This is a genomic window from Reichenbachiella sp. (genome assembly GCF_965233835.1).
Taxonomy (GTDB): domain Bacteria; phylum Bacteroidota; class Bacteroidia; order Cytophagales; family Cyclobacteriaceae; genus Reichenbachiella.
Map to the genome: position 1 here is coordinate 493,661 of NZ_OZ247585.1, position 21,076 is coordinate 514,736.

At 39.4% G+C, this 21,076-nt stretch carries 19 protein-coding genes; 14 read left to right on the forward strand and 5 right to left on the reverse strand.

The genetic code is table 11. The features are described from left to right. Positions 1–123 precede the first annotated feature (123 nt). A complete protein-coding gene (locus ACO6S2_RS02080) occupies positions 124–1,176 on the forward strand; it encodes a bifunctional transcriptional activator/DNA repair enzyme AdaA (protein ID WP_422360857.1) in 1,053 nt (350 codons plus the stop codon). On the opposite strand, the gene ACO6S2_RS02085 is transcribed toward ACO6S2_RS02080, so the two are convergent. Next, positions 1,173–1,898, reverse strand: coding sequence for a hypothetical protein (locus ACO6S2_RS02085; RefSeq protein WP_422360858.1), 726 nt, complete (start codon positions 1,896–1,898; stop codon positions 1,173–1,175). The two genes, ACO6S2_RS02080 and ACO6S2_RS02085, sit on opposite strands and share 4 nt — an antisense overlap. A gap of 143 nt (positions 1,899–2,041) precedes the next feature. Between ACO6S2_RS02085 and ACO6S2_RS02090 the strand changes: the two genes are divergently transcribed. Next, a complete protein-coding gene (locus tag ACO6S2_RS02090) occupies positions 2,042–3,358 on the forward strand; it encodes a cytochrome P450 (protein WP_422360859.1) in 1,317 nt (438 codons plus the stop codon). 88 nt (positions 3,359–3,446) lie between these two features. Further along, positions 3,447–4,763: a sensor histidine kinase gene (locus tag ACO6S2_RS02095; RefSeq protein ID WP_422360860.1), complete on the forward strand. Its 1,317-nt coding sequence runs from the start codon at positions 3,447–3,449 to the stop codon at positions 4,761–4,763. Here the strand turns inward: ACO6S2_RS02095 and recF are convergent. Next, a complete protein-coding gene (recF, locus tag ACO6S2_RS02100) occupies positions 4,755–5,861 on the reverse strand; it encodes a DNA replication/repair protein RecF (RefSeq protein ID WP_422360861.1) in 1,107 nt (368 codons plus the stop codon). The genes ACO6S2_RS02095 and recF overlap by 9 nt on opposite strands. A gap of 109 nt (positions 5,862–5,970) precedes the next feature. Between recF and pdhA the strand changes: the two genes are divergently transcribed. The 3 genes from pdhA to ribH all read left to right on the forward strand — a co-directional run bounded on the left by pdhA (position 5,971) and on the right by ribH (position 8,335). After that, positions 5,971–7,002, forward strand: a complete 1,032-nt coding sequence (gene pdhA, locus ACO6S2_RS02105; protein WP_422360862.1) for a pyruvate dehydrogenase (acetyl-transferring) E1 component subunit alpha — start codon at positions 5,971–5,973, stop codon at positions 7,000–7,002. 76 nt (positions 7,003–7,078) lie between these two features. Next, positions 7,079–7,783 carry a cytochrome C biosynthesis protein gene (locus ACO6S2_RS02110; protein ID WP_422360863.1) on the forward strand — a complete coding sequence of 235 codons (705 nt, stop codon included), beginning with the start codon at positions 7,079–7,081 and terminating at the stop codon, positions 7,781–7,783. Positions 7,784–7,858: 75 nt separating this feature from the next. Next, positions 7,859–8,335 carry a 6,7-dimethyl-8-ribityllumazine synthase gene (gene ribH, locus ACO6S2_RS02115; RefSeq protein WP_422360864.1) on the forward strand — a complete coding sequence of 159 codons (477 nt, stop codon included), beginning with the start codon at positions 7,859–7,861 and terminating at the stop codon, positions 8,333–8,335. A gap of 1 nt (position 8,336) precedes the next feature. Here ribH and ACO6S2_RS02120 read toward each other — a convergent pair whose 3' ends face one another. Beyond that, positions 8,337–9,821 (reverse strand): sodium:proton antiporter, encoded by a 1,485-nt coding sequence (locus tag ACO6S2_RS02120; RefSeq protein ID WP_422360865.1) that lies wholly within the window; start codon positions 9,819–9,821, stop codon positions 8,337–8,339. 231 nt (positions 9,822–10,052) lie between these two features. Here ACO6S2_RS02120 and ACO6S2_RS02125 point away from each other — a divergent pair, with 231 nt between their 5' ends. The 8 genes from ACO6S2_RS02125 to ACO6S2_RS02160 all read left to right on the forward strand — a co-directional run bounded on the left by ACO6S2_RS02125 (position 10,053) and on the right by ACO6S2_RS02160 (position 18,504). Further along, complete coding sequence (locus ACO6S2_RS02125) at positions 10,053–10,784, forward strand: type III pantothenate kinase (protein ID WP_422360866.1); 732 nt, start codon at positions 10,053–10,055, stop codon at positions 10,782–10,784. Continuing rightward, positions 10,771–12,057: a hypothetical protein gene (locus tag ACO6S2_RS02130; RefSeq protein WP_422360867.1), complete on the forward strand. Its 1,287-nt coding sequence runs from the start codon at positions 10,771–10,773 to the stop codon at positions 12,055–12,057. Before ACO6S2_RS02125 ends, ACO6S2_RS02130 begins: the two co-directional genes overlap by 14 nt. A gap of 85 nt (positions 12,058–12,142) precedes the next feature. Continuing rightward, on the forward strand, positions 12,143–13,435 hold the full coding sequence (locus ACO6S2_RS02135; RefSeq protein ID WP_422360868.1) for a hypothetical protein: 1,293 nt from the start codon (positions 12,143–12,145) through the stop codon (positions 13,433–13,435). 92 nt (positions 13,436–13,527) lie between these two features. Then, a complete protein-coding gene (gene lptC, locus ACO6S2_RS02140) occupies positions 13,528–14,070 on the forward strand; it encodes an LPS export ABC transporter periplasmic protein LptC (protein ID WP_422360869.1) in 543 nt (180 codons plus the stop codon). Positions 14,071–14,238: 168 nt separating this feature from the next. Next, the gene (locus ACO6S2_RS02145; RefSeq protein ID WP_422360870.1) at positions 14,239–15,522 is read left to right on the forward strand and encodes a hemolysin family protein; all 1,284 of its coding nucleotides are present in this window, start codon (positions 14,239–14,241) and stop codon (positions 15,520–15,522) included. An 85-nt stretch (positions 15,523–15,607) separates the two neighbouring features. Continuing rightward, on the forward strand, positions 15,608–17,719 hold the full coding sequence (locus tag ACO6S2_RS02150) for a peptidylprolyl isomerase (RefSeq protein WP_422360871.1): 2,112 nt from the start codon (positions 15,608–15,610) through the stop codon (positions 17,717–17,719). Between the two features lie 54 nt (positions 17,720–17,773). Beyond that, a complete protein-coding gene (locus ACO6S2_RS02155) occupies positions 17,774–18,034 on the forward strand; it encodes a DUF493 family protein (RefSeq protein WP_422360872.1) in 261 nt (86 codons plus the stop codon). Positions 18,035–18,093: 59 nt separating this feature from the next. Beyond that, positions 18,094–18,504, forward strand: coding sequence for a hypothetical protein (locus ACO6S2_RS02160; protein WP_422360873.1), 411 nt, complete (start codon positions 18,094–18,096; stop codon positions 18,502–18,504). Positions 18,505–18,655: 151 nt separating this feature from the next. Here ACO6S2_RS02160 and purB read toward each other — a convergent pair whose 3' ends face one another. Both purB and ACO6S2_RS02170 read right to left on the reverse strand, forming a co-directional pair. After that, positions 18,656–20,011 (reverse strand): adenylosuccinate lyase, encoded by a 1,356-nt coding sequence (gene purB, locus ACO6S2_RS02165; RefSeq protein ID WP_422360874.1) that lies wholly within the window; start codon positions 20,009–20,011, stop codon positions 18,656–18,658. Between the two features lie 187 nt (positions 20,012–20,198). Further along, positions 20,199–20,933: a hypothetical protein gene (locus ACO6S2_RS02170; protein ID WP_422360875.1), complete on the reverse strand. Its 735-nt coding sequence runs from the start codon at positions 20,931–20,933 to the stop codon at positions 20,199–20,201. Positions 20,934–21,076 lie beyond the last annotated feature (143 nt).

Genomic DNA, 21,076 nt, shown 5'->3' on the forward strand with positions numbered 1-21,076 from the left:
TGAACTACTTAGTCAACAAGTTAACAATAGTAAAGGGGCATTAAAAAAATGCATGTCCATTTATCGGTTGAATAGAAATACGTTACCCAATACCTTAGCACATAAATAGCTAAATTTATGAATATGCAACTATCTCTTTTGCCCGATAAAAACACCATGTACCATGCACTAGTCAGCAAGGACAGCTCATTCGAAGGGGTGTTTTTCGCTGCTATCAAAACTACTGGGATTTTTTGTCGCCCTACTTGTCATGCTCGTAAGCCGAAGCCTGAGAATGTGGAGTACTTTGGCAATTCTAAAGAGGCATTAGATCATGGATACCGACCTTGCAAGGTCTGTCATCCTATGGAAATGAAAGGAGTAGTTCCAATCTGGCTGAAGCCGCTACTTGATGACATAGAGCAAACTCCAAACATCAAAGTAAACGATCAGAATTTAAGAGATAGAGGACTTGACCCAACAAGAGTGAGAAGGTGGTTCAAAAAAAATCATGGCATGACCTTTCAAGCCTATTTACGTTCTCTAAGAATTAATAATGCTTTTGGGCAAATAAGACAAGGAGACCAGGTGATTCAATCTGCCTACAGCAATGGCTTCGAATCTCTTAGCGGCTTTCTGGATAGTTTCAAAAATTCAACCGGTTTCACACCAAAAGAAAGCAAATACAAAAATGTAATATCAGTAACCCGGATTCCCACGCCACTGGGGCCAATGATAGCCGGTGCTACGGATAAAGGCATATGTCTTTTGGAGTTTACAGATCGTCGAATGATAGAAACACAAGTAGAAAGACTTAGAAAATACCTTAAAGCAGAGCTGATTCCAGGGCAAAGCCCATGGTTTGAATCACTCACCTCAGAACTTAATCTCTATTTCGAAGGAAAACTCAAAAACTTTTCTGTGCCTCTCGAGGCTCCTGGCACAACATTCCAACAAAAAGTATGGAAAGTCCTTCAAGACATCCCCTATGGAAAGACACGCAGCTACAAAGAACAAGCCATCGCTATCAACAACATCAAAGCGATCCGTGCTGTAGCCACAGCCAATGGTGACAATCGAATCGCCATTATCATTCCTTGTCATAGAGTGATAGGTTCAGATGGATCCATGACTGGCTATGGAGGCGGTGTTTGGAGAAAGCAAAAACTGTTGGAGATTGAGAAGAAAAATTCCTAATTCAGTTGATTGTAGAAGCTTACAATTTTAATCAAATCCTCAGGTTTGTTTGGCTTCAGTTTATTGTCTGATATAAATCTATCTACTTCCTTCTGATATCTACCCAATGCCTTCAAGAGCGGTTTTCTTGCCCCTTTTATTTCCTCAAGGCTTACTCCATTGTAAAGATAAAAATTGTCCTCTCGGCTATAAAACCCTGCACCTCTTCCTCCGGCAGTTGCCATGGTGGTTTTAGGAGGCTCACGAATTTCTACAATGGGTTGATACAAAAGGTTCATGTTTCCCGACACGAGTAATTGATAAAAGTCCAGGTAGGGTTCGGGTTTCTGGCCTTCCAGCTTCTGAACTCTCACGAAAGTATGGGTAGAATCTTGACCAACAAAAGCAAACTGAAGTAACTTGGAATCATCCATCAAAAATGAGTCCTTCGAATTCAAAGGTTGAACCATCAACTCTTTCTGGTACAAATTCAGTTTCAACCTAACATCACCATATCGTTCTCCCCGTACTGAAACAACCTTTCCATATACCCATTCATCCAAAAAATAGGGAGAGCCTTCTACTTTTGATAAGTCTTCGCCTTCTGGACGAATATCATTAAGCCAGGAAGTCAATAAGTCATTGTTTACTCTATTGATTCCATCCGAAACCGCACTGAGTTGCTGCTGTCCATAACCAAAAAAGCATACTGTGGATAAGAGAAGTGAAGCAATCCATTTCATGGTTGTAATAATTGGTTCAATATAAACCTAGGGGATTTATCTTCCTTTTCCAGAAACAAAAAGCAAAATTACAAGCTGATGTCAAAAAAAGACACTATCCTCATCCATCTGAATAAACTATCTTAGCCTTCAAAAAAAGAGCATTGAAACCACCGAAAGCCTTTCCAGAAAACAGCAAATTCAAAAATCTAAAAAAATTTCAGGCGTCTCCTATTGAATACATGAAGGAGGTCGCAGCCACTTATGGATCTCCAGTAGACCTAAACCTGCCAATAGGAAAATTTGCCCTCATATCGGATCCTGAACAAGCACAACACGTGTTGGCTACTAATCACGAAAATTACACCAAAAGCAATGGCTATAAGCAGGTAGCCTTAGTTTTGGGCAATGGGTTGCTTACAGCGGAAGGTGAAGAATGGCATAAAAACAGAAAAATACTGCAGCCGTCATTCCATAAAAATGAATTACGAAAGTTGTTGCCTGCTGTTTGGGAAACGGGAATTCAGTATTTATCGGGCTTGGCCGACCAGCAAGAACTACGGCTGGACACAGAAATGAATGGTCTGACGTTAACCATTTTATTGAACTCGCTTATTCATTCCTCAGATGAGGAAATCCTAACCAAAATGTCTGATCATGTGAATTTTGGTCAAGAGTTTATAGTCAACCGAATCCGCAACCCCTTCAAATGGCCAGTCTGGATTCCGACAGGTACTCATAGGAGATATCATGCCATGATGAGAGATTCCAATGAGCTGATCGAACGAACAATAAAAGAACGCACTTCGATCCATGGCCAAGACATTGAAGATTTGCTGAAAGTACTCTTGGAAAATTTTGATGCAGAAAAGGACTTTTTTCAAATACGTGATGAAATACTGACCTTCTTAGTAGCAGGCCATGAAACGTCGTCATTAGGGATGACCTGGACACTACACATATTGGCTCATCATCCAGAGTTGCAGACTCGTTTATTTGAGGAAGTTAAGAACCTGGATGTTTTTGAAAGTTTGGACTTGATGAATTTTTCGAATCTCAAATTCACAGGTCAGGTGATCAAAGAATCTATGAGGCTATACCCTCCTATTTGGAATATAGTAAGGAAAGCTAAGGGCATAGATGAAATAGGAGGTTTTAAAATTGAAGAAGGCTATCAGTTAATGAATAGCATTTATGAGTTTCATCACCATCCCGATTATTGGGAAAGTCCAGAAGAATTTAATCCAGATAGATTTGAGAATTACAACTTCAAACATAAGTTTCAATACCTACCTTTTGGAGGTGGGCCACGATTTTGCATTGGAAACAATTTTGCACTTTTTGAAATGACTATTCTATTGGTGCAGTTCATCCAATCTTACGAACTCAAACCACTTTCTCCCGAAAAAATTGGATTCAATCCATTACTGACACTGCGTCCTAATCAATCCATAAATATTAAGCTGATTAAAAGAAGCTAGTTACATTAAAAATGTAGCATAGATTCATTATATTACTAATAGGCCTACCGAATACAACCAGCTCTAATAATATCAACATTTAAATATTATGGAGCCTATTCATTTCAAGCAAAATCTTTTTACCCTTCACTTTCTGGATAAAAATCTAGAACAGCAGTATAGGCATAAGGCCTTCCCCAGTTTGCTCAAATCATTCAAGGTTGTTTTTCTTTTTATGCTCGCTCTTGATGTCTACATCATTGTTGTAGAGTTTTTTAGAATGGACGATCCCTTGTATGCAGTCGCTACAAGGTCTTTGATGCTTTTATTTTATGCCGCAGTAATACTGATTTCAAATTTTCTAGGAAAAATCGGCCCAAAGTATCATCAGAGTTTCGTGTTTCTTGCCCTGCTGATCATGTATCTCATTGTACTTGCTCAGGATATCAATGGCGATATGTACTACTTGTTCTTTTCTAATGTTGCGTTTACCCTCATATACATTGTATTTACGGTCAGCGGTCTCCGATTTACTAACGCCTTGATATTGGCACTAATATACTTAGTCATTTATGTATTTTATTGCTACTGGTGGTTCCCCAATGATTATCATGCCGGACAACTTCCTAATATCATGATCAACTGGGTAATAGCTTCAATGGCCGGGTATATTCTGGAAAAGAGTAGTCGCAAGGCATTTGCCAATGGCTATTTATTGAAGCAAAAAAACATAGCATCAGAAAATTACAACACCTTAAAAAACAAGTTACTTTCGGTAGTGTCGCATGACGTTCAGTCTCCACTGAATAGTATCAATTCGGTCCTAAGCATGTTCAAAGAAAAGGCCATTTCTCCAGCTGAATCGACAGAACTATTTCAGAAAATTCAAGAACAGGTATCTGGTACTATAGGTTATGTCCAGAAGATTCTTTTTTGGACTAAAAACCAAATGAATGGCTTTCAAATCAATAAACAGTCAATCAACTTACATACAGGGGTTGATAAATGCATTGAGGGTTTCAAGAGTTTGGCCGAAGAGAAAAATATCAAAATAGAAAATCATGTTGATCAGAGCTCGGAAATTTATGCCGACCTGGAAATGTTGGACATTGTTCTAAGAAACCTACTCGGTAATGCCATAAAATTTAGTCCTGAACATACAGCCGTGGAGGTTTCCTTTAGTTCAAATGGCGAATGGGATAAGTTAGCCATCCAAGATCACGGAGTAGGCATTGAAAAAGATAGATTAGAAAAACTTTTCACTTTCAATCATGCACATACCACTGGAACCAAACTCGAAAGGGGTTCTGGTATTGGGCTTTCTCTTTGTTCCGAATTCATGACCAAACTAGATGGGGAACTGACCGTAGAAAGTGAAATAGGCGAGGGCAGTACATTCTATCTTAAATTCAAAAAATCAATCTAGCTCTTCGATCAAATTTCCTTCTACTCGAAAAGTTTTCATAGGTTCAAATTTTCCTTGCAGCAAACTTCTTGTTCGCTCTTCCCGAGCATCAGTCACAAATACTTGCCCAAACGCTTCGGATCCAATAATACTCATGAGTTGAGAAATTCTATCATCATCAAGCTTATCAAAAATATCATCCAGAAGCAAGATAGGTGTAACTCCTAAGTGAGATTTGATGAACTCGAATTGAGCCAATTTAAGGCTAATAAGCAATGATTTTTGCTGACCTTGTGAACCAAATTTTTTAATAAGGTGCTTGTCAATTTCGAACAAAAACTCATCCCTATGAATTCCCAAATTGGTACGTTGGGTGATCACATCTTTTTGCAATCCTTTAGCATATTGCTGCCCATAATCTTTTGCCAAAACCTTAGTATTGTAGGCAATATCCACTTGCTCTTTCTTATCTGATATTAGATCGTAATTTGATTGAAGATGAGGAAGAAACTCCTTGATGAAACCCTTCCTTTTTTTTGCAATCTCAACTCCAAAAGAAATTAATGGCTTATCATAAGTTTCAACCATAACTTGATCTACCTTGCCACTTTCATTCATTGATTTCAATAGGGCATTTCGTTGTTTGAGTTGGTGGTTGTATTTGATGAGTGCGCGTAAGTATTGTGAGTCATACTGAGAAATAATACTATCGAAAAACCTCCGTCTGGTTTCATTACTTTCACGGATGAGTTCATCATCGTTGGGAGCAATCAACACCAAGGGGAATCTACCAACGTGTTCGCTCAACTTTTCATATTCCGCATCATCAACCTTAAATGTCTTACGGCTATTCCTTTTTAGGCTACAATGGACTTTGTTGATCTTTTCATCCTTCTTAAACTCGCCATTTACTACAAAATATTGCCCCTCGTGATTGATGCTTTGAGAATCCAGAGAATGAAAGGCACTTTTTGTTGTTGACAAATAATGAATCGCATCCAGCACATTGGTTTTACCACTTCCATTCATCCCAACCAGGCAATTGAAATGGTCACAAAATGAAACCTCTGCCTTTTCATAATTTTTAAAATATTGCAAGGAGAGTGATTGAAGAAACATAATGCTTTGCTGTAACTACTAATTTAACTAATTTCGCAGTTCGTAAAAACGAGCGAAACGACAATCCCAAAGTACTTAATTCAGTCAAACCGCTTAAATAACTTTTGAAATGGCAAGTGTAAAAGAAAAAAAGAAATCAAAAGCAACATCCAAAAACGAATTCTCTAAAGAAACCTATATGACATGGTATGAGTCCATGTTGATGATGAGAAAGTTTGAGGAGAAGGCGGGTCAGCTTTACGGTCAGCAGAAGATTAAGGGATTTTGTCACTTATACATTGGTCAGGAGGCTTGTGTAGCCGGCGCCGTTAGTGCACTCGAGGAAGGAGATAAATACATTACTGCATACAGAGATCACGCGCATCCAATCGCTTTAGGAACAGACCCTAAAAAAATCATGGCAGAGCTTTTTGCCAAGGAAACAGGTATTTCCAAGGGCAAAGGGGGGTCAATGCACATTTTTGATAAAGAGCATGGATTTTTTGGAGGACACGGCATTGTTGGTGGTCAGGTCCCATTAGGTGCTGGAATCGCTTTCGCTGAAAAATATAACAATACCGGTAAGCTTTGTATTTGCTACATGGGAGATGGCGCCGTAAGACAAGGGGCTTTTCACGAAGCATTGAACATGGCTATGACTATGAAGATTCCTGTAATCTTCGTAATAGAGAACAATGGCTATGCCATGGGTACATCTGTTCAAAGAACATCGAATGTAACTGGCCTTGACCAACTTGGTAGTGCTTACGAAATGCCTTCTGAATCAGTAGATGGTATGTCCGTAATAGATGTACACCATGCAGTGGCTAGAGCGGCAGATAGAGCTAGAAAAGGAGATGGTCCAACGCTCTTAGAAATGAGAACTTATAGATATAAGGGTCACTCGATGTCTGACCCTGCCAAATATAGAACCAAAGAAGAGGTAGAGTCTTATAAGCAAAAAGATCCGGTGGAAATGGTTAGAAAAGAGATCCTTACCAAGAAACTGGCGACAGAAAACGAATTAACAACAATTGACCAAAAAGTAAAGGAAGAAGTTAGCCTTTGCGTAAAGTTTGCTGAAGAATCAGCATATCCTGCAGCTGAAAATGCTTACACAGATGTGTATGCAGATCCGTCTTACCCATTCTTGGAAGACTAATCATGGATATAATTTGTGGCAATAAGTATTGATTTTAAAATATTGCTACATTTGCGGTCAGAATTTTTGAAATAGAATGACAAAGAAGAAAAAAAGCACGGAAGATCACGATCACGACTTGTTCGAGAATCCGGAAGCAATTGCTGAGCAGTTCTCAAGAACGGAGCAGTTTATCGAGAAAAATAAAACTTTAGTTTCTGTTGTTGCAGGTATCATTGTAGTAGCTATCGTTGGATACATGTTCTCCAACTACTACATCCAGGGACAAAATGATAACGCTCAGAGAGATATGTTTCAAGCAGTATATTACTTTGAAGCAGATAGTCTTGGCAAAGCGTTGAATGGAGACGGAAACAACTATGGATTCCTGGAAATCATTAGTGAATATGGTATGACCGATGCCGCCAATCTAGCAAATTACTATGCTGGTGCTACATACCTTAAACTTGGAGATTTCGAAAATGCTGTAAGATATCTAAGTGCATTCAGTGCCTCTGATTACATCATTCAAGCTCGGGCTTACTCCCTTATTGGAGATGCTCAAATGGAATTGGGTAATTATGCAGAAGCTGCTGCTCAATACGAAAAGGCCGCTGATTATAATGCAAACAAACAATTCAGTCCAACCTATTTGGTGAAAGCTGCTATTGCCAATGAACAAGCAGGTAACCTAAATTCTGCAAAAGATAATTACCAAACAATTGTGGACGACTTCTACGGTGTGGTAGAATATCAAGAGTCAGTGAAACAATTGGCAAGACTTGAAGGATTGGCTAACTAAGCCTAGACATAAAACATAATTGAAAGGGATGGGTTTTTACCTTTCCCTTTTTTATTTCAAAATAAAAATTAACCCATGGCAAGTAACCTTAAAAACCTAAGTGACTACAGTTCCAAAAATGTAATTGATATCTCTAACAAGACATTTGCAGTAGTAGTGTCGGAATGGAATGAGGAAGTTACTGAGTCTCTTTACAATGGAGCGATTGAAACATTAAAACAGCATGGTGCCAAGCCTAACAATATTGTAAGAGTTGATGTTCCAGGAAGTTTTGAGCTTAGCCTTGGTGCACAAAAACTGGCTCAAAGGGATGATGTAGATGCCGTAATCTGTCTTGGCTGTGTGATTCAAGGTGAAACTCGACACTTCGACTTCATCTGCGACGCTGTTGCCCATGGTATCACCAACGTCTCTCTTAAATATGACAAGCCTGTGATTTTTGGTGTGCTTACCCCAGAGAATCAAAAGCAAGCGACGGATAGAGCTGGAGGCAAACATGGCAACAAAGGGGACGAAGCAGCTATTACTGCTATAAAAATGTTGGCGCTTTAGTTTAGAGTATTCCCCAATAGAAGAATACCAACCACACAATCACAAATAGTGGAAGTAGGATAGGAATAGAAAACCTAATGATGTAGCCAAAAAATGATGGCATCTTTATTCCCACCTGCTCTGCAATTGACTTTACCATGAAATTAGGTCCATTTCCGATATAGGTCATGGATCCAAAAAATACGGCAGCAACGGATATGGCCTTCAACGACAGTATAGAGTTTACAAACTCACCGTTAGAAAACCCTACAACATCAGCCATAGTTGTGATTGATCCACCTTGTGATGCCAGTGCCGCAGTCAAGAAGTTTATATAAGTTGGAGCGTTGTCGAGAAAACCAGAAAGTAGCCCAGTTCCCCAATACAAAGTGTTATGGGTAATCATAGCTGCCCCTGCATCTGATTGAGCAAAGTTTCCTACCAGTTCCAGCGCAGGCATCATCGTACCAAAGATACCAATGAAAATAAAGGCGACTTCTCGAATAGGTTCAAAGTTGAACTCATTCCACTGTAGAGCTTCTTTATCAGCAAATTTGTAAGACAGAAAACCAGAAGTAAGCATAATGATCTCTCTAATATATGAGAACTTTTGTCCATCATAATGAATAGCTGGCACCCAATCCAATACATTCGGATCCAGGAAAACAGCTCCGACAATAACTGCCAACCATAGGAAATTTTTAGTGCCAACGAAAGTTACTGTATTTGATGGTTGATGTGTACTTTCACCAAAACTGTAGTCTGATTTGTTCTTTTTATCTGTGAAATAGAATACAACAGCCAAAGCCAAACAAGCAAAAATCCAAGGCAGCAAATTATACTTCAGCGTCCAGAAAAATGGCACTCCTTTAAGAAACCCAAGGAATAATGGTGGGTCACCAATTGGAGTAAGCGAGCCTCCGATATTACTTACCATGAAAATGAAGAAGATAATATGGTAAGGCTTAATTCTATTTTTGTTCAGTCGTATAAATGGACGGATCAAAAGCATCGAAGCCCCTGTTGTTCCTATAATATTTGAAATAAGAGCTCCAATCAATAATATGATCACATTAGTTATCGGCTTGGCCTCCTTATCCACTTCAATCATGATACCTCCAGAAGCAATAAAAAGACCGCTCAGCAAGGCGATAAACTGGACATATTCTGCTAGGGCATGAACGGGTGCATGAACATTATGCAAACCAAACAGGTAGTAAAGCACAACTAATGCTGCTAAAACACAGGCAACAATCGGGTAGTTTTTGTGCCAAAAGTGCTCATAGAATAGAGGGCCAGTAGCAATCATAATGAGTAGCAGTGCAAATGGAATGACACTCCACGAAGGCGCATGATGATGCGCGTCATCACTTGCCACTTCTACCAAGCTCTCGGAAACGGCACTGACCGCCACAGCATTGGCTTCCAAATTATTGGATTCTATATTGCTAGCATACCCCTTCAGGGTAAAACTCAACAAAATAAAAAGCACCAAATATTTGTACATACTGCTAAAGAATAAATGAGGGCAATTATATTAAATCTGAACCGATCATTTTAGTTTCAAGATGTAAATTTTTAAATCTTCTCATAGCAGGCTCTTAACAATGTAATAAAGATATTATCTGTTCAGATAAAACCAAACGTGTAGTATTAATATTTTACAATTATTGTACGTAATAAGTTCTCCCATTAATTTCACAGTATAGAAAAAGTACAATAACCCACGCCATCAAACATGAACGAAGACACTCTCAATATAGCCATCGATATCGGCAACTCTTTCATCAAAGTTGGCCTTTTTCGAGCGGGGTTGTTGAAAGAAGATTGGATATTTCAAGATTTGGATGATGCCATTCATATGGTCAAAAAACATTGTCCTAGTCATATCATTGCTAGTTCTGTCACCGGCAATGAAAACAAAGTGATTGACCGGTTACCTGATCATAAGATATTTATTTTAGATGCCAGCACACCTATTCCCTTCGAAAATCATTATAAAACAAAAAGCACACTTGGGGTGGATCGAATTGCCGCGCTTGCTGGTGCTGAATGTATAAATAAAGGGAAAAACAATTTGGTGATAGATATTGGCTCTTGTATTACCTATGATTTTTTAGACAAAAACGGCCTATACCATGGAGGTAGTATTTCCCCAGGGGTTGATCTAAGGTTTAAGTCCATGAATGACTATACCAAAAAACTTCCTCTTATTTCCAAATACGATTCAGCCACATTGATTGGACAAACCACTGAGCAAGCCATGGTCAGCGGTGTCATCAATGGTATTTCTGCCGAAATTGATGGTATAATAAGTCGCTATCAGTCCAAATGGTCTGATTTAGAAGTCATTATGTGTGGCAGAGCTGCAAATAGTTTTGAATCTAAATTAAAAGCAACCATCTTTGCATCCCCTAAATTGGTGTTGATCGGATTGAACAGGATATTGGAGTACAATGAGAAGAGTTAAATGGATGATGATTATTGCAGCTTTTTTAAGCTGCAAATTTGTTTTAGCACAACACAGTTACTCTCCGTATTCCGCCATTGGAATCGGGGATTTGAATGACATGAGTCTTTCGAACAATGCCGCAATGGGAAGTGTCGGAATTGCTTCCCCGTCGGTGTGGCACATCAATAATATGAATCCTGCCCTACTAGTTTACAATTCTCTTACAGTCTTTGAGATAGGAGTTGAAGCAGAAAATAGAACCGTTTCCAATAGCTTCAATTCGGTCAAAGTAGGATCTGGTGGCTTCAAATATTTGACTTTTGCGTTCCCAATAATTAATGGAAAATGGACCTCAAACATAGGCCTCATGCCATATAGCTCTGTCAACTATAGCTTTTCAGCTCGTGAAGATGTGCCTGGTACCAATGTAGATGCTCTGATAGACTTTGAAGGGAGTGGAGGAATCAATCAAGTCTATTTTTCAAATGGCTATCGTCTGACCAAAGAGTTATCTGTTGGACTTCGGATGTCTTACTTGTTTGGTTTGGTAGAATCAAGGAATACTACCTTTCTTGAAGGAGAAGGGATCACCCAACAATTCCCAACTGGAGTGTACGAAAAAACAAATTACTCAAGTTTTGATTTCGGCTTAGGAGTGTCCTACAGTAAAAGAATAACAGATAATGACCTTTTAAATTTCGGTGCAATTTATGATCTCGGAGGAGATATCAATGGAAAAAGGTCGGAACGACTTGAAGTAGAGTCAAGCACAGGAGCTACAGTAAAGGGAGACACGCTTATAGACAGAGCTACAGGATACTACCACCTTCCGACAAAATTAGGGATTGGGTTCTCTTGGCAAAAATTAAATAAACTCAGCATAGGAATAGATATAAAAAGATCATTCTGGAATAAAACAGCTGGATTTACCTTTGACGACCCCAGCTTACCTGGTGATAGTGAAGAGTACAGAAGTACATGGACGGTGGGATTAGGGTTCGAAATAACACCCAAATACAACGATGTAAATAGTTACATAAAAAGAATTAAATATAGACTCGGACTCGACTTCAAACAAGAACCCTATGTGATATCAGGGAAAACGCTAAATAATTTTGGCATCAATTTTGGCTGGTCTTTACCGGTAAAAGGAGTTTCCGCAGTCAACATGGCCTTTAAATATGGTCAACGAGGGGCAACAGATGGCACTCTTGTGAAGGAGCAGTACTTCAAATTTGTGCTGGGCGCCACGATCAATGATCGTTGGTTTGTTAGAAGAAAATACAATTAATTATTATGTTGCGCTTTCTTTTGTAAAATTCAATCGGCTTTGAGGCTGTTTTTTAAAACGGGAAAGACTATTAAAATTAGAAAATATGAAAAAGCTAGTACTATTAGGATTATTTATTGCGATAAATACGATCTCAATTGCACAGCAGGGGTGGAAATGGCCTGAAGACGTAGAGACGGCCAAAGAAAAAAATGCACTTTACGTTGATGCGGTAAAAAGCAAACAATTTGCAACAGCTGTAGAACCGCATCAGTGGTTGTTGGACAACTGCCCAGACCTTAACAAATCTTTATACATCAACGGTGCCAAAATTTATGAGGGCCTTGTAGATGCAGAAAAGGACGCTGCAAAGAAGCTCGAATACCAAGAGAAAGCACTAAAAATGTATGATGAAAGAATCAAATATTTTGGTGATGAAGCAAACGTCTTAAATAGAAAAGCATTCTCAGCATACAAATATTATAAGGGTACCAGATCAAAGTATCAAGAGCTAATGACCCTTTTCGATAAAACCTTCGAGTTGAACAAAGAAAAGACTTTGGACAATAACTTGATGGCCTACATGGATGTGGTGAGGAGATACAAGCTGAGTGGAGGTGCAATCACAGACGAAGAAGTAATCGATAGATACGGAATGATTTCTGACGTAATAGATGGAAAAATTGCTAAAGGCAGAAACGTTCCTCGATTGGAAAAAATTCAAGCCAACGTGGACAAACTTTTAACCGCTACTGTAACTGTAGACTGCGCATTTGTGGAAGACAAGCTTGCTCCTAAGATGAGAGAAAGTAAGGACCCTAAAATGGCGAAGAAAGTATTTCAACTTATGCTAACAGCGAAATGTTCAGACAGCCCTACTTTCGTAGAAGCTGCTGAGTTGGTTTACAGTAGCGAACCTGCTTTTGGGTTGGCAAAAGTCATCGCAATGAAGCATGCTTCATCAGGAGATATGGGTAAGGCTGGAGAATATTACGATCAAGCACTAGAGCTTACTGAAGACAACTTGAAAAAATCTGAAATTTATCTAAGCATGGCCCAGATGTATGCCTCGAATGGAAACAAGTCAGCGGCTAGAACCAGTGCTAGAAAAGCTTTGGCCAACGACCCTTCAGCAACCAAGGCCTACTCAATAATAGGCAATTTATATATGCATAGCTACAATGAATGTAGAGCTGGAGTAAGTAAGGTAGATGATCGTTTGGTGTTTATTGCCGCATATAACCAGTTTAAGAGAGCAGGAGATTCTAAGGCCATGACAGCAGCAAAAGAACAATTTCCTTCTATTGAAGAGATTTTTGAACTTGGACTAACTGAAGGTCAGTCTATGACTGTTGGTTGTTGGATCAACGAAACAGTTGTTCTCGAAAGAAGACCCTAGCAAAGAAATTTTTACTGATAAAAAGCACTCTGGAGGAGACAAGCCCTTTGGAGTGCTTTTTTCTTTTTATATAAATGATGACTTTTGCTTCGATGAATAAAGTGTGGATTATTGTTTGTCTGATAGGCTTATTTGCTAGTTGCAAAGAGCAGAAAAAAGTAGATCATGAAATCTACGATGGCCCGGAAGTGGCCATGCGTAATATTGATATGCTTGTATCAGACTCGGCCATCATCAAGCTTCGTCTAGTCGCACGCACTCAGTTGGTGCTACCTAATGAAGATCGTGACTTTCCAGATGGTATTTATCTAAGGTTTTATAGCCCTATTGGCTTGGTCACTTCCACTCTTGTGGCTGACAAAGGCTATTACTTCTCAGAAGAAGACTATTACCAGGCAGAGGGAAATGTAATTATGAGGAGTCTTTTTTCTGGGGACGAGTTATCCACGGAACTGCTAAACTGGGATCCAGAAAAGGAACAGATATATACCGACAACTTTGTAACCATTAAAACCCAAGATGAAGTGATGACAGGGGAAGGCCTGGAGGCCAGTCAGGATTTCGAAGAATATACCATACTAAAACCAAGTGGGGTTATGTCAATTATGCCAACCCCAAACACATCAGTAGAATAAACACTATGAGTCTTTTGCAAATCATTATTCTGACTTTTTCGGCAGCGCTGTTTCTCATCGGTTTGCACCAAACGATGACACTCGGCTTCATGCACTCTTATTGGATTTTTATGGTAAGTATTTCTCTTATACTTTTATACAAATTAAGAAAGGACAAGAAATAGTCAAATGGATCCATTTCTAATAAGTGTAATAATTATCTGTATTGTTTTTTCCGCTCTATTTTCAGGTTTGGAAATTGCATTCATCACAACCAATAAATTACACATAGAACTGCAAGGACAACAAGGAACGTTGTCTGCCAGAGTGCTTTCTAAATTTGCACGTAAACCATCTAACTTTATTGCCACTACCTTGATTGGCAATAACCTCACCCTAGTGGTCTATGGTATTTTCATGGCCATGTTGCTCGATCCCTGGTTGGTTAAAGTGCTTCCAGCGCAGTTTTCTAATGATTTGTTGATTCTATTGCTGCAAACCATAATTTCAACAATCATTGTTCTCTTCACGGCGGAATACATTCCAAAGAGTATTTTTTTGGTTAACCCCTATCGCCTGTTGTCCTTTTTGGCTGTACCGTTTTTAGTTATTTACTATTTCCTTAGCCCAGCAGTTTTTCTCATAGTTTTCGCCAGCAAATTCTTTATTGTAAAACTGCTCCGCCTTAATTACTCAGATGAAATTCCAGTTTTTGGTTTAACCGACCTCAACAACTACATCAAGAAAATAGCAGACGACCGAATAGACCAGGCCGAGCAGGATGTAGATACCAAATACTTTAATAATGCACTTGATTTCAAAACCGTGAAGGTAAGGGAGTGCATGATTCCTCGCACAGAAATCATTGCCATAGATGTCAATGCAACTATGGAGGAGCTGAACAATCAGTTTATTGAAAGCGGTCATTCAAAAATCATCATTTACAACGAATCAATAGACGATGTCATTGGTTATTGTCACTCTCTTGAGCTTTTCAAAAAACCTTCAGACATCAAAAGCATCCTAACCAAAATTATCATCGTGCCAGAGACCATGGCGGCCAATGAATTATTGCTCCAGATGATTACTGATCACAAGACTCTAGCACTGGTAGTAGACGAATACGGTGGTACATCTGGAATTGTGAGTATCGAGGACATTATTGAGGAGATTTTTGGAGAGATACATGACGAACATGATGAGAGCGATTTGTTGGAAGAAAAACTCAATGATCAGGAATACATCCTGAGCGCTCGGCAAGAAATCACGTATCTCAATGAAACCTATGGTTGGGTTCTCCCTAAAGGTGATTTCGACACACTTGGGGGTTTAATTTTGTCAATCAATGAAAATCTACCAAAAAAAGGCCAAATCATTGAAATAGAGGGGTTTTCCATTGAAATACTCTCAATGGAAGAAGCCAGAATCGAAAAGGTTCGCTTAAAAATAAACCCTCCGAACTTAACTCCGTGACAATCAATTTCCTAAGCATAGGAAAAGTTTTGATATTAACATCAGTCTTGCTTATTTTGCGCTTCGTTTTAAACAATTTTATACAATGGCAGCAATAAATACGCTAAGAGAGAAGGGGAGTAAGATCATTGTTTTCCTTATTGGATTTTCAATTGTGGCATTCGTAGGTGCTGACCTATTAGGCCCAAATTCAACTTTACTTGGCAATTCCAAAACCAATGTTGGCGAGATCGCTGGCACTACAATTTCCTATCAGGACTTTCTTGCCAAGCAAGACGAGATAGAGTACAACTGGGCCCAGTCTAACAGACGTACACCAACCTCAAACGATTTAGTAGGGATTCGAAACCTCACCTGGGATGCACTTGTTGCTGAGTATGCATTCAAAAATGAATTCAATACCATTGGTCTAGATGTTACAGAGGACGAAATGAAGGATATGGTTCAAGGGGATAATCTAGCACCTGAAATTGTACAATCATTTACAAATCCTGAAACGGGAGTATTTGATGAAGATGTTGTAACATCTTATCTTGTTAATTTAAAAAACCAAGGAACCCCACAGCAAAGAGCCAATTGGGTGAATTTTGAGCAGAATCTTGGAAAGGGCAGACTGAGATTAAAGTTTGACAACTTGTTGATCAAAACTAACTACGCTACCGAAGCTGAAGCTAAATACAAGTATCAGAACGAATCAAATACTGCCGAAATCAACTATGTGTATGTTCCATTCTTATCTATGGCAGACACAGCTATCGAAGTCTCAGATAGTGAACTGAACGCTTATCTAAGCGAAAACGAAAAAGAATACCAGAGAGAAGAGTCTAAGTCTCTGAAGTACGTTTCTTTTGACGTTGTACCATCTGCAGACGACACAGCGATGGTTGTTGAGCAAATTGAGCAGCTTAAGGAGCAATTGATCAGCACGGACAATGATTCAACTTTTGCGGTTGTTAATTCTGATGCTTCAGATGCTTTCAGAAATTATACACCAGGACAGCTTCCTTCTGTTTTTCAAGGAGAAGACGTAGTGATGGGAAGCGGAGCATTCGTAGGTCCAGTAGTAGAAAACGGAAGCTATGTGATCTACAAAGTAGCCACAATGAGACCGAGCGATACATACTCTGCTCGAGCAAGCCATATTCTTTTCAAATGGGCAAGCGACAGTGATGCGGAAAAAGCTAAAGCTAAAAAGGAAGCTAGAGATGTTTTGAGACAAATCAAGAATGGTGCGGACTTTGCTGAAATGGCTAGACTGCACGGCACTGATGGTACTGCTTCTAAAGGTGGAGACTTGGGTTGGTTCTCAGATGGGGCCATGGTTGCACCGTTTCAAGAAGCTGTTTATGGTGCATCAAGAAAAGGCGTGCTAAAAGATGTTGTAGAAACACAATTTGGTTACCACATTATTGATGTTACTGAAACCAAAACAAACGTAGTCTACAAAATCGCTAAAGTAGCTTTAGAGATTTTTGTAAGTGACGAAACCAGAAACAAATTTTATAGGGATGCCGAGCAATTCGCTTTGAATGCTTCAAACATTGAAGAATTTGAATCTACCGCTAAAGAAAATGGTTTGTCTATCAGAACAGCTGCGAGAGTTCGTAAGAACGATAGAAGAATCACTGGCATAGCTGAAGGACGAAGTATTGTATACTGGGCGTACAATACAGCGAGTCAGGGTGATGTTTCTGATGTATTCGAAATTGATGATCAATATGTAGTTGCAGTAATTACAGGAGAGCAAGAAGAAGGTCCTGCTGACCTTGAGTCTGTAAGGTTTGAAGTAACAAAAAAGGTAAGAGACCAAAAGAAAGCTGCCATCATTACTGAAAAACTAAATGGCTTGTCTGGAACAATGGATGAAATAGCAGCCGGATATGGAGAAGGTGCAAAAGTATACAACATGCCAGCACTTAAATTGAGCAGCAATTCATTGAAGAGTGTTGGTTTGGCTCCGGAAGCAGTAGGTGTGGCATTCTCAATGGAAAATGGTGAAACCACAAAACCTTTCGCTGTTGACAATGGCGTATTAATCATTGAAATGGTGAACAAACTAGAAGCACCCGAAATCTCTGACTACGAGTCTTACCGTACTCAAGTGTTGCAGCAGCGTCAGGGACGAATTGCTTATAGCACAGATGAAACGATTAAAGAGCTAGCAGAAATCAAAGACGAAAGATATAAGTTCTTTTAGTCAATAAAATTTTAAATTTAAAGTCCCGACAGCCTCGGGACTTTTTTCGTTTATATGGACTATTCAACAGACTCCTTCAAAGAAAAATTAGACAATACACATAGCTTCCCAACGCTATATGTCTATAAGTTTATTGTGAAGCCTGAACAGGTAGAGCAAATAGAAAAGCTATTTCCAAAACATGAGGTAGTGCAGAAACCATCAAGCGGAGGAAAATATATAAGCACCACTGTCAAAGTCATGGCAGCCTCCAGTGATGAAATTATTGGGCATTATAAAGAAGCCTCAAAAATCGAAGGAATAATTTCCCTCTAACGCACTAACTTCTTTGCCATTCAGTTTATATCTTGTCCTGTTAATTGATTAATCTGAAAATGAAACCTTTTCTTTTTCTTGTCTTTGTAGGGATGCTTTTAGGAAGTGTTGGTGCTTTAGCACAAAACCCCATAGAAGAGGATTTGCCTACCCGAAAGGTAAACAAGAAGGTTAAAGAGAATAAAAAAAGCAACTTCCCCGAGGAAAAATCCTATCGCTACATTTATGTCAAAGATGGAGGAAAGGTACTATTTGGCAATCCATGTGCCTTACAAGTCACCCACAAGATGGGCTTCGAATATGGTATAGAACACAGGCCTGAGCCTGGCTTCGGTCCCTGGTGGCGTAGATTTAAAACCAACACGTCAACAAAAACTATACTTTTCTTTACCAAAGGACCATGGTGGAAAGCCACCGTCAACAAACGCTTCAAAGCCTGCGCCATGACGAGCGGCGACAGACGGGGATAATTGTAACTATTCGTGGGCCTGTCCCGCGATCCTCCAGAAAATACTGCAGCTGTATCAGATACAAGTACCGCAATGATTTCGGCAGGTCAATTTCCTCATCCCTCTTCTCCAAGAGGGAGTTTTCCTCCTTAGAAAAAGGGGGCCAGGGGATTTACCCTAAAGGGTTAATCCCAGTATAATTAAACGGAGTAATCGATTTCAGCTGTTTCTTCAACTCATCCGAAACGTCCAGCGTATCTACAAAGTCCTTAATCACCTGATGCGTGATCTCCTGATTCCCACGAGTCAAGGCTTTCAAAGCTTCGTACGGCTCAGGATAAGCTTCTCTTCTCAAGATGGTCTGGATGGCCTCAGAGACTACCGCCCAGTTCTGATCCAAGTCATACTCAATGGCATGCTGGTTCAATTCCAACTTACCAATGCCCTTCTCCAGCGACTTTAAGGCAATGAATGAGTGACTGATAGGCACACCCACATTTCTCAGTACCGTCGAGTCAGTCAAGTCTCTTTGCAACCTTGAAATAGGCAATTTCCCTGATAAGAAATCATAATTAGCATTCGCAATACCCAAGTTGCCTTCAGCATTTTCAAAGTCAATAGGATTTACTTTGTGTGGCATGGCAGATGAACCTACTTCGCCTTTCACAATTTTTTGCTTGAAATAGCCCATAGAGATGTATTGCCAGATATCACGAGCAAAATCAATCAAGATCGTATTGATTCTCTTTAGGTTATCAAACAAAGCCGCCATATCATCATAGTGCTCAATCTGAGTGGTAGGATAGCTTCTTCTAAGGCCGAGTGTGTTATCTACAAAATTGTTAGCAAACTTGATCCAGTTGACTTCTGGATAGGCAATGTGATGGGCATTCATATTACCAGTAGCACCTCCGAATTTGGCGCCATATCTTACCCCATCCAGCATGTTGATCTGCTGCGTCAATCGCTCATGGAATACTAGAATCTCCTTGCCCAACATGGTTGGTGAAGCCGGCTGTCCGTGCGTCTTGGCCAGCATAGGAATATCTTTCCACTCTTCAGCCAAGCCCATCAAAGTGTCTGTAATTTTATTGATCAATGGCAGGTATTCCTCGTTGATCGCATGCTTCAATTGCAATGGAATCGCGGTGTTGTTAATGTCTTGAGAAGTCAACCCAAAGTGAATAAATTCTTTATGATCGGCCAGCCCCAAGTCATCAAATTTTCCTTTGATGAAATACTCAACCGCCTTCACATCATGGTTGGTGGTTTTTTCAATGTCTTTGATCGCCTGCGCATCGGCCTCAGAGAATTCCACTACGACTTGCCTCAACTTCCCAAATACAGAAGAATCCACATCTTTCAACTGTGGCAACGGGTGCTGACAAAGTGCAATGAAGTACTCCACCTCCACGTGAACTCTATATTTGATCAATCCGAATTCAGAAAAATACTCAGCCAACTGAGCCGTATGTCTTCTATATCTTCCGTCTACTGGCGAGATCGCCGTGAGTGCATTCAATTCCATCCTTTGTGTACTTATTATGAGCGGCTTGCGCCAAAATTATTGGACGGCAAAATTAGACAAATAAGACTAGAAGAGGAACTCTACTTTTTTGTCATTTCTAACGAGTCGAACGAGAGGGAGGTGACGAGAGAAATCCTATTTTCATTTTTATAATCAGTCGGATATAAATTTTGCAGAATGTTCAATATTAGTCTCCCACATAAACTAACCCTTTCACGTCTACTGCTTTGTATTGGCCTGCTGTCAATGTTGACCACCCGACCAATCCAAAGCCCGTTTTTACTAAGTATAAGGCTCTTGTTTGATTAAATGGCTTTTTTGACAACAACACTTCTATTTCATAATTGGCAGGAAGTTTCGCTATTATAGTTTCTAATTTAGTTGTTGAATAAACTGTAATCGGTTTCATTGTTTTACTCTTCAAACCAACATAGTACATCGGCTGATCAACATGTTTTAGTTTACCCCCAATGAATTCAAATTTTCTCCTTACATCAAAAGTTCCTTCCCCTCCTGAGGAATACAATTTTCCACTACCGTTTACATATAACTTATCTGCATTAATTTGTCCTATGATTTCATTTGGGTTTTCGGAGTTATAAATAACAAATTCTGGACCAGGACAAGTACTAAATACAATAGCATATTCTTTCTCGGAATTGTAATCGATTTTGCAAATAGCGACTAAAGTCATTGACTCACCTTCACACTCTTCGGCAAAGAAGGGATTATCCTTATCCAGGTTCTTCCGTTTTTTATTGTAAACTGTTGACTTATCTAATTCTACAAGCAAGTACTTCTCCTTATATCCTTCAATTTCCAGCTTGTCTAAATAAGAGAATGGCTGATTATTAGGCTGTGCATTCACTATTACTGAAAACAACAAAAGAAAAAGAACTACGATTGACTTGATCTTGGACATAGCGCTTTATTTTAACATCAAATAATTGCAAAATACGTGCTTCAATTTAAGTAAAACCTTTAACGGATGAGCAAACCAAGACCCCTATTTTCCTCCCCCTGGTTGGTCTTGTGACCAGCAAACCTCCAAACATTTCCAGAGTT

What these genes read in the sequence shown, in the direction of transcription:
- ACO6S2_RS02080 (WP_422360857.1), top strand. Translation starts at nt 124, where the DNA reads ATGCAACTATCTCTTTTGCCCGATAAAAACACCATGTACCATGCACTA.
- recF (WP_422360861.1), bottom strand. Translation starts at nt 5,861, where the DNA reads ATGTTTCTTCAATCACTCTCCTTGCAATATTTTAAAAATTATGAAAAG.
- pdhA (WP_422360862.1), top strand. Translation starts at nt 5,971, where the DNA reads ATGGCAAGTGTAAAAGAAAAAAAGAAATCAAAAGCAACATCCAAAAAC.
- ACO6S2_RS02130 (WP_422360867.1), top strand. Translation starts at nt 10,771, where the DNA reads ATGAGAAGAGTTAAATGGATGATGATTATTGCAGCTTTTTTAAGCTGC.
- ACO6S2_RS02170 (WP_422360875.1), bottom strand. Translation starts at nt 20,933, where the DNA reads ATGTCCAAGATCAAGTCAATCGTAGTTCTTTTTCTTTTGTTGTTTTCA.
- ACO6S2_RS02110 (WP_422360863.1), top strand. Translation starts at nt 7,079, where the DNA reads ATGACAAAGAAGAAAAAAAGCACGGAAGATCACGATCACGACTTGTTC.
- ACO6S2_RS02125 (WP_422360866.1), top strand. Translation starts at nt 10,053, where the DNA reads ATGAACGAAGACACTCTCAATATAGCCATCGATATCGGCAACTCTTTC.
- ACO6S2_RS02120 (WP_422360865.1), bottom strand. Translation starts at nt 9,821, where the DNA reads ATGTACAAATATTTGGTGCTTTTTATTTTGTTGAGTTTTACCCTGAAG.
- ACO6S2_RS02145 (WP_422360870.1), top strand. Translation starts at nt 14,239, where the DNA reads ATGGATCCATTTCTAATAAGTGTAATAATTATCTGTATTGTTTTTTCC.
- ribH (WP_422360864.1), top strand. Translation starts at nt 7,859, where the DNA reads ATGGCAAGTAACCTTAAAAACCTAAGTGACTACAGTTCCAAAAATGTA.
- ACO6S2_RS02085 (WP_422360858.1), bottom strand. Translation starts at nt 1,898, where the DNA reads ATGAAATGGATTGCTTCACTTCTCTTATCCACAGTATGCTTTTTTGGT.
- ACO6S2_RS02155 (WP_422360872.1), top strand. Translation starts at nt 17,774, where the DNA reads ATGGACTATTCAACAGACTCCTTCAAAGAAAAATTAGACAATACACAT.
- ACO6S2_RS02160 (WP_422360873.1), top strand. Translation starts at nt 18,094, where the DNA reads ATGAAACCTTTTCTTTTTCTTGTCTTTGTAGGGATGCTTTTAGGAAGT.
- ACO6S2_RS02095 (WP_422360860.1), top strand. Translation starts at nt 3,447, where the DNA reads ATGGAGCCTATTCATTTCAAGCAAAATCTTTTTACCCTTCACTTTCTG.
- lptC (WP_422360869.1), top strand. Translation starts at nt 13,528, where the DNA reads ATGAATAAAGTGTGGATTATTGTTTGTCTGATAGGCTTATTTGCTAGT.
- purB (WP_422360874.1), bottom strand. Translation starts at nt 20,011, where the DNA reads ATGGAATTGAATGCACTCACGGCGATCTCGCCAGTAGACGGAAGATAT.
- ACO6S2_RS02135 (WP_422360868.1), top strand. Translation starts at nt 12,143, where the DNA reads ATGAAAAAGCTAGTACTATTAGGATTATTTATTGCGATAAATACGATC.
- ACO6S2_RS02150 (WP_422360871.1), top strand. Translation starts at nt 15,608, where the DNA reads ATGGCAGCAATAAATACGCTAAGAGAGAAGGGGAGTAAGATCATTGTT.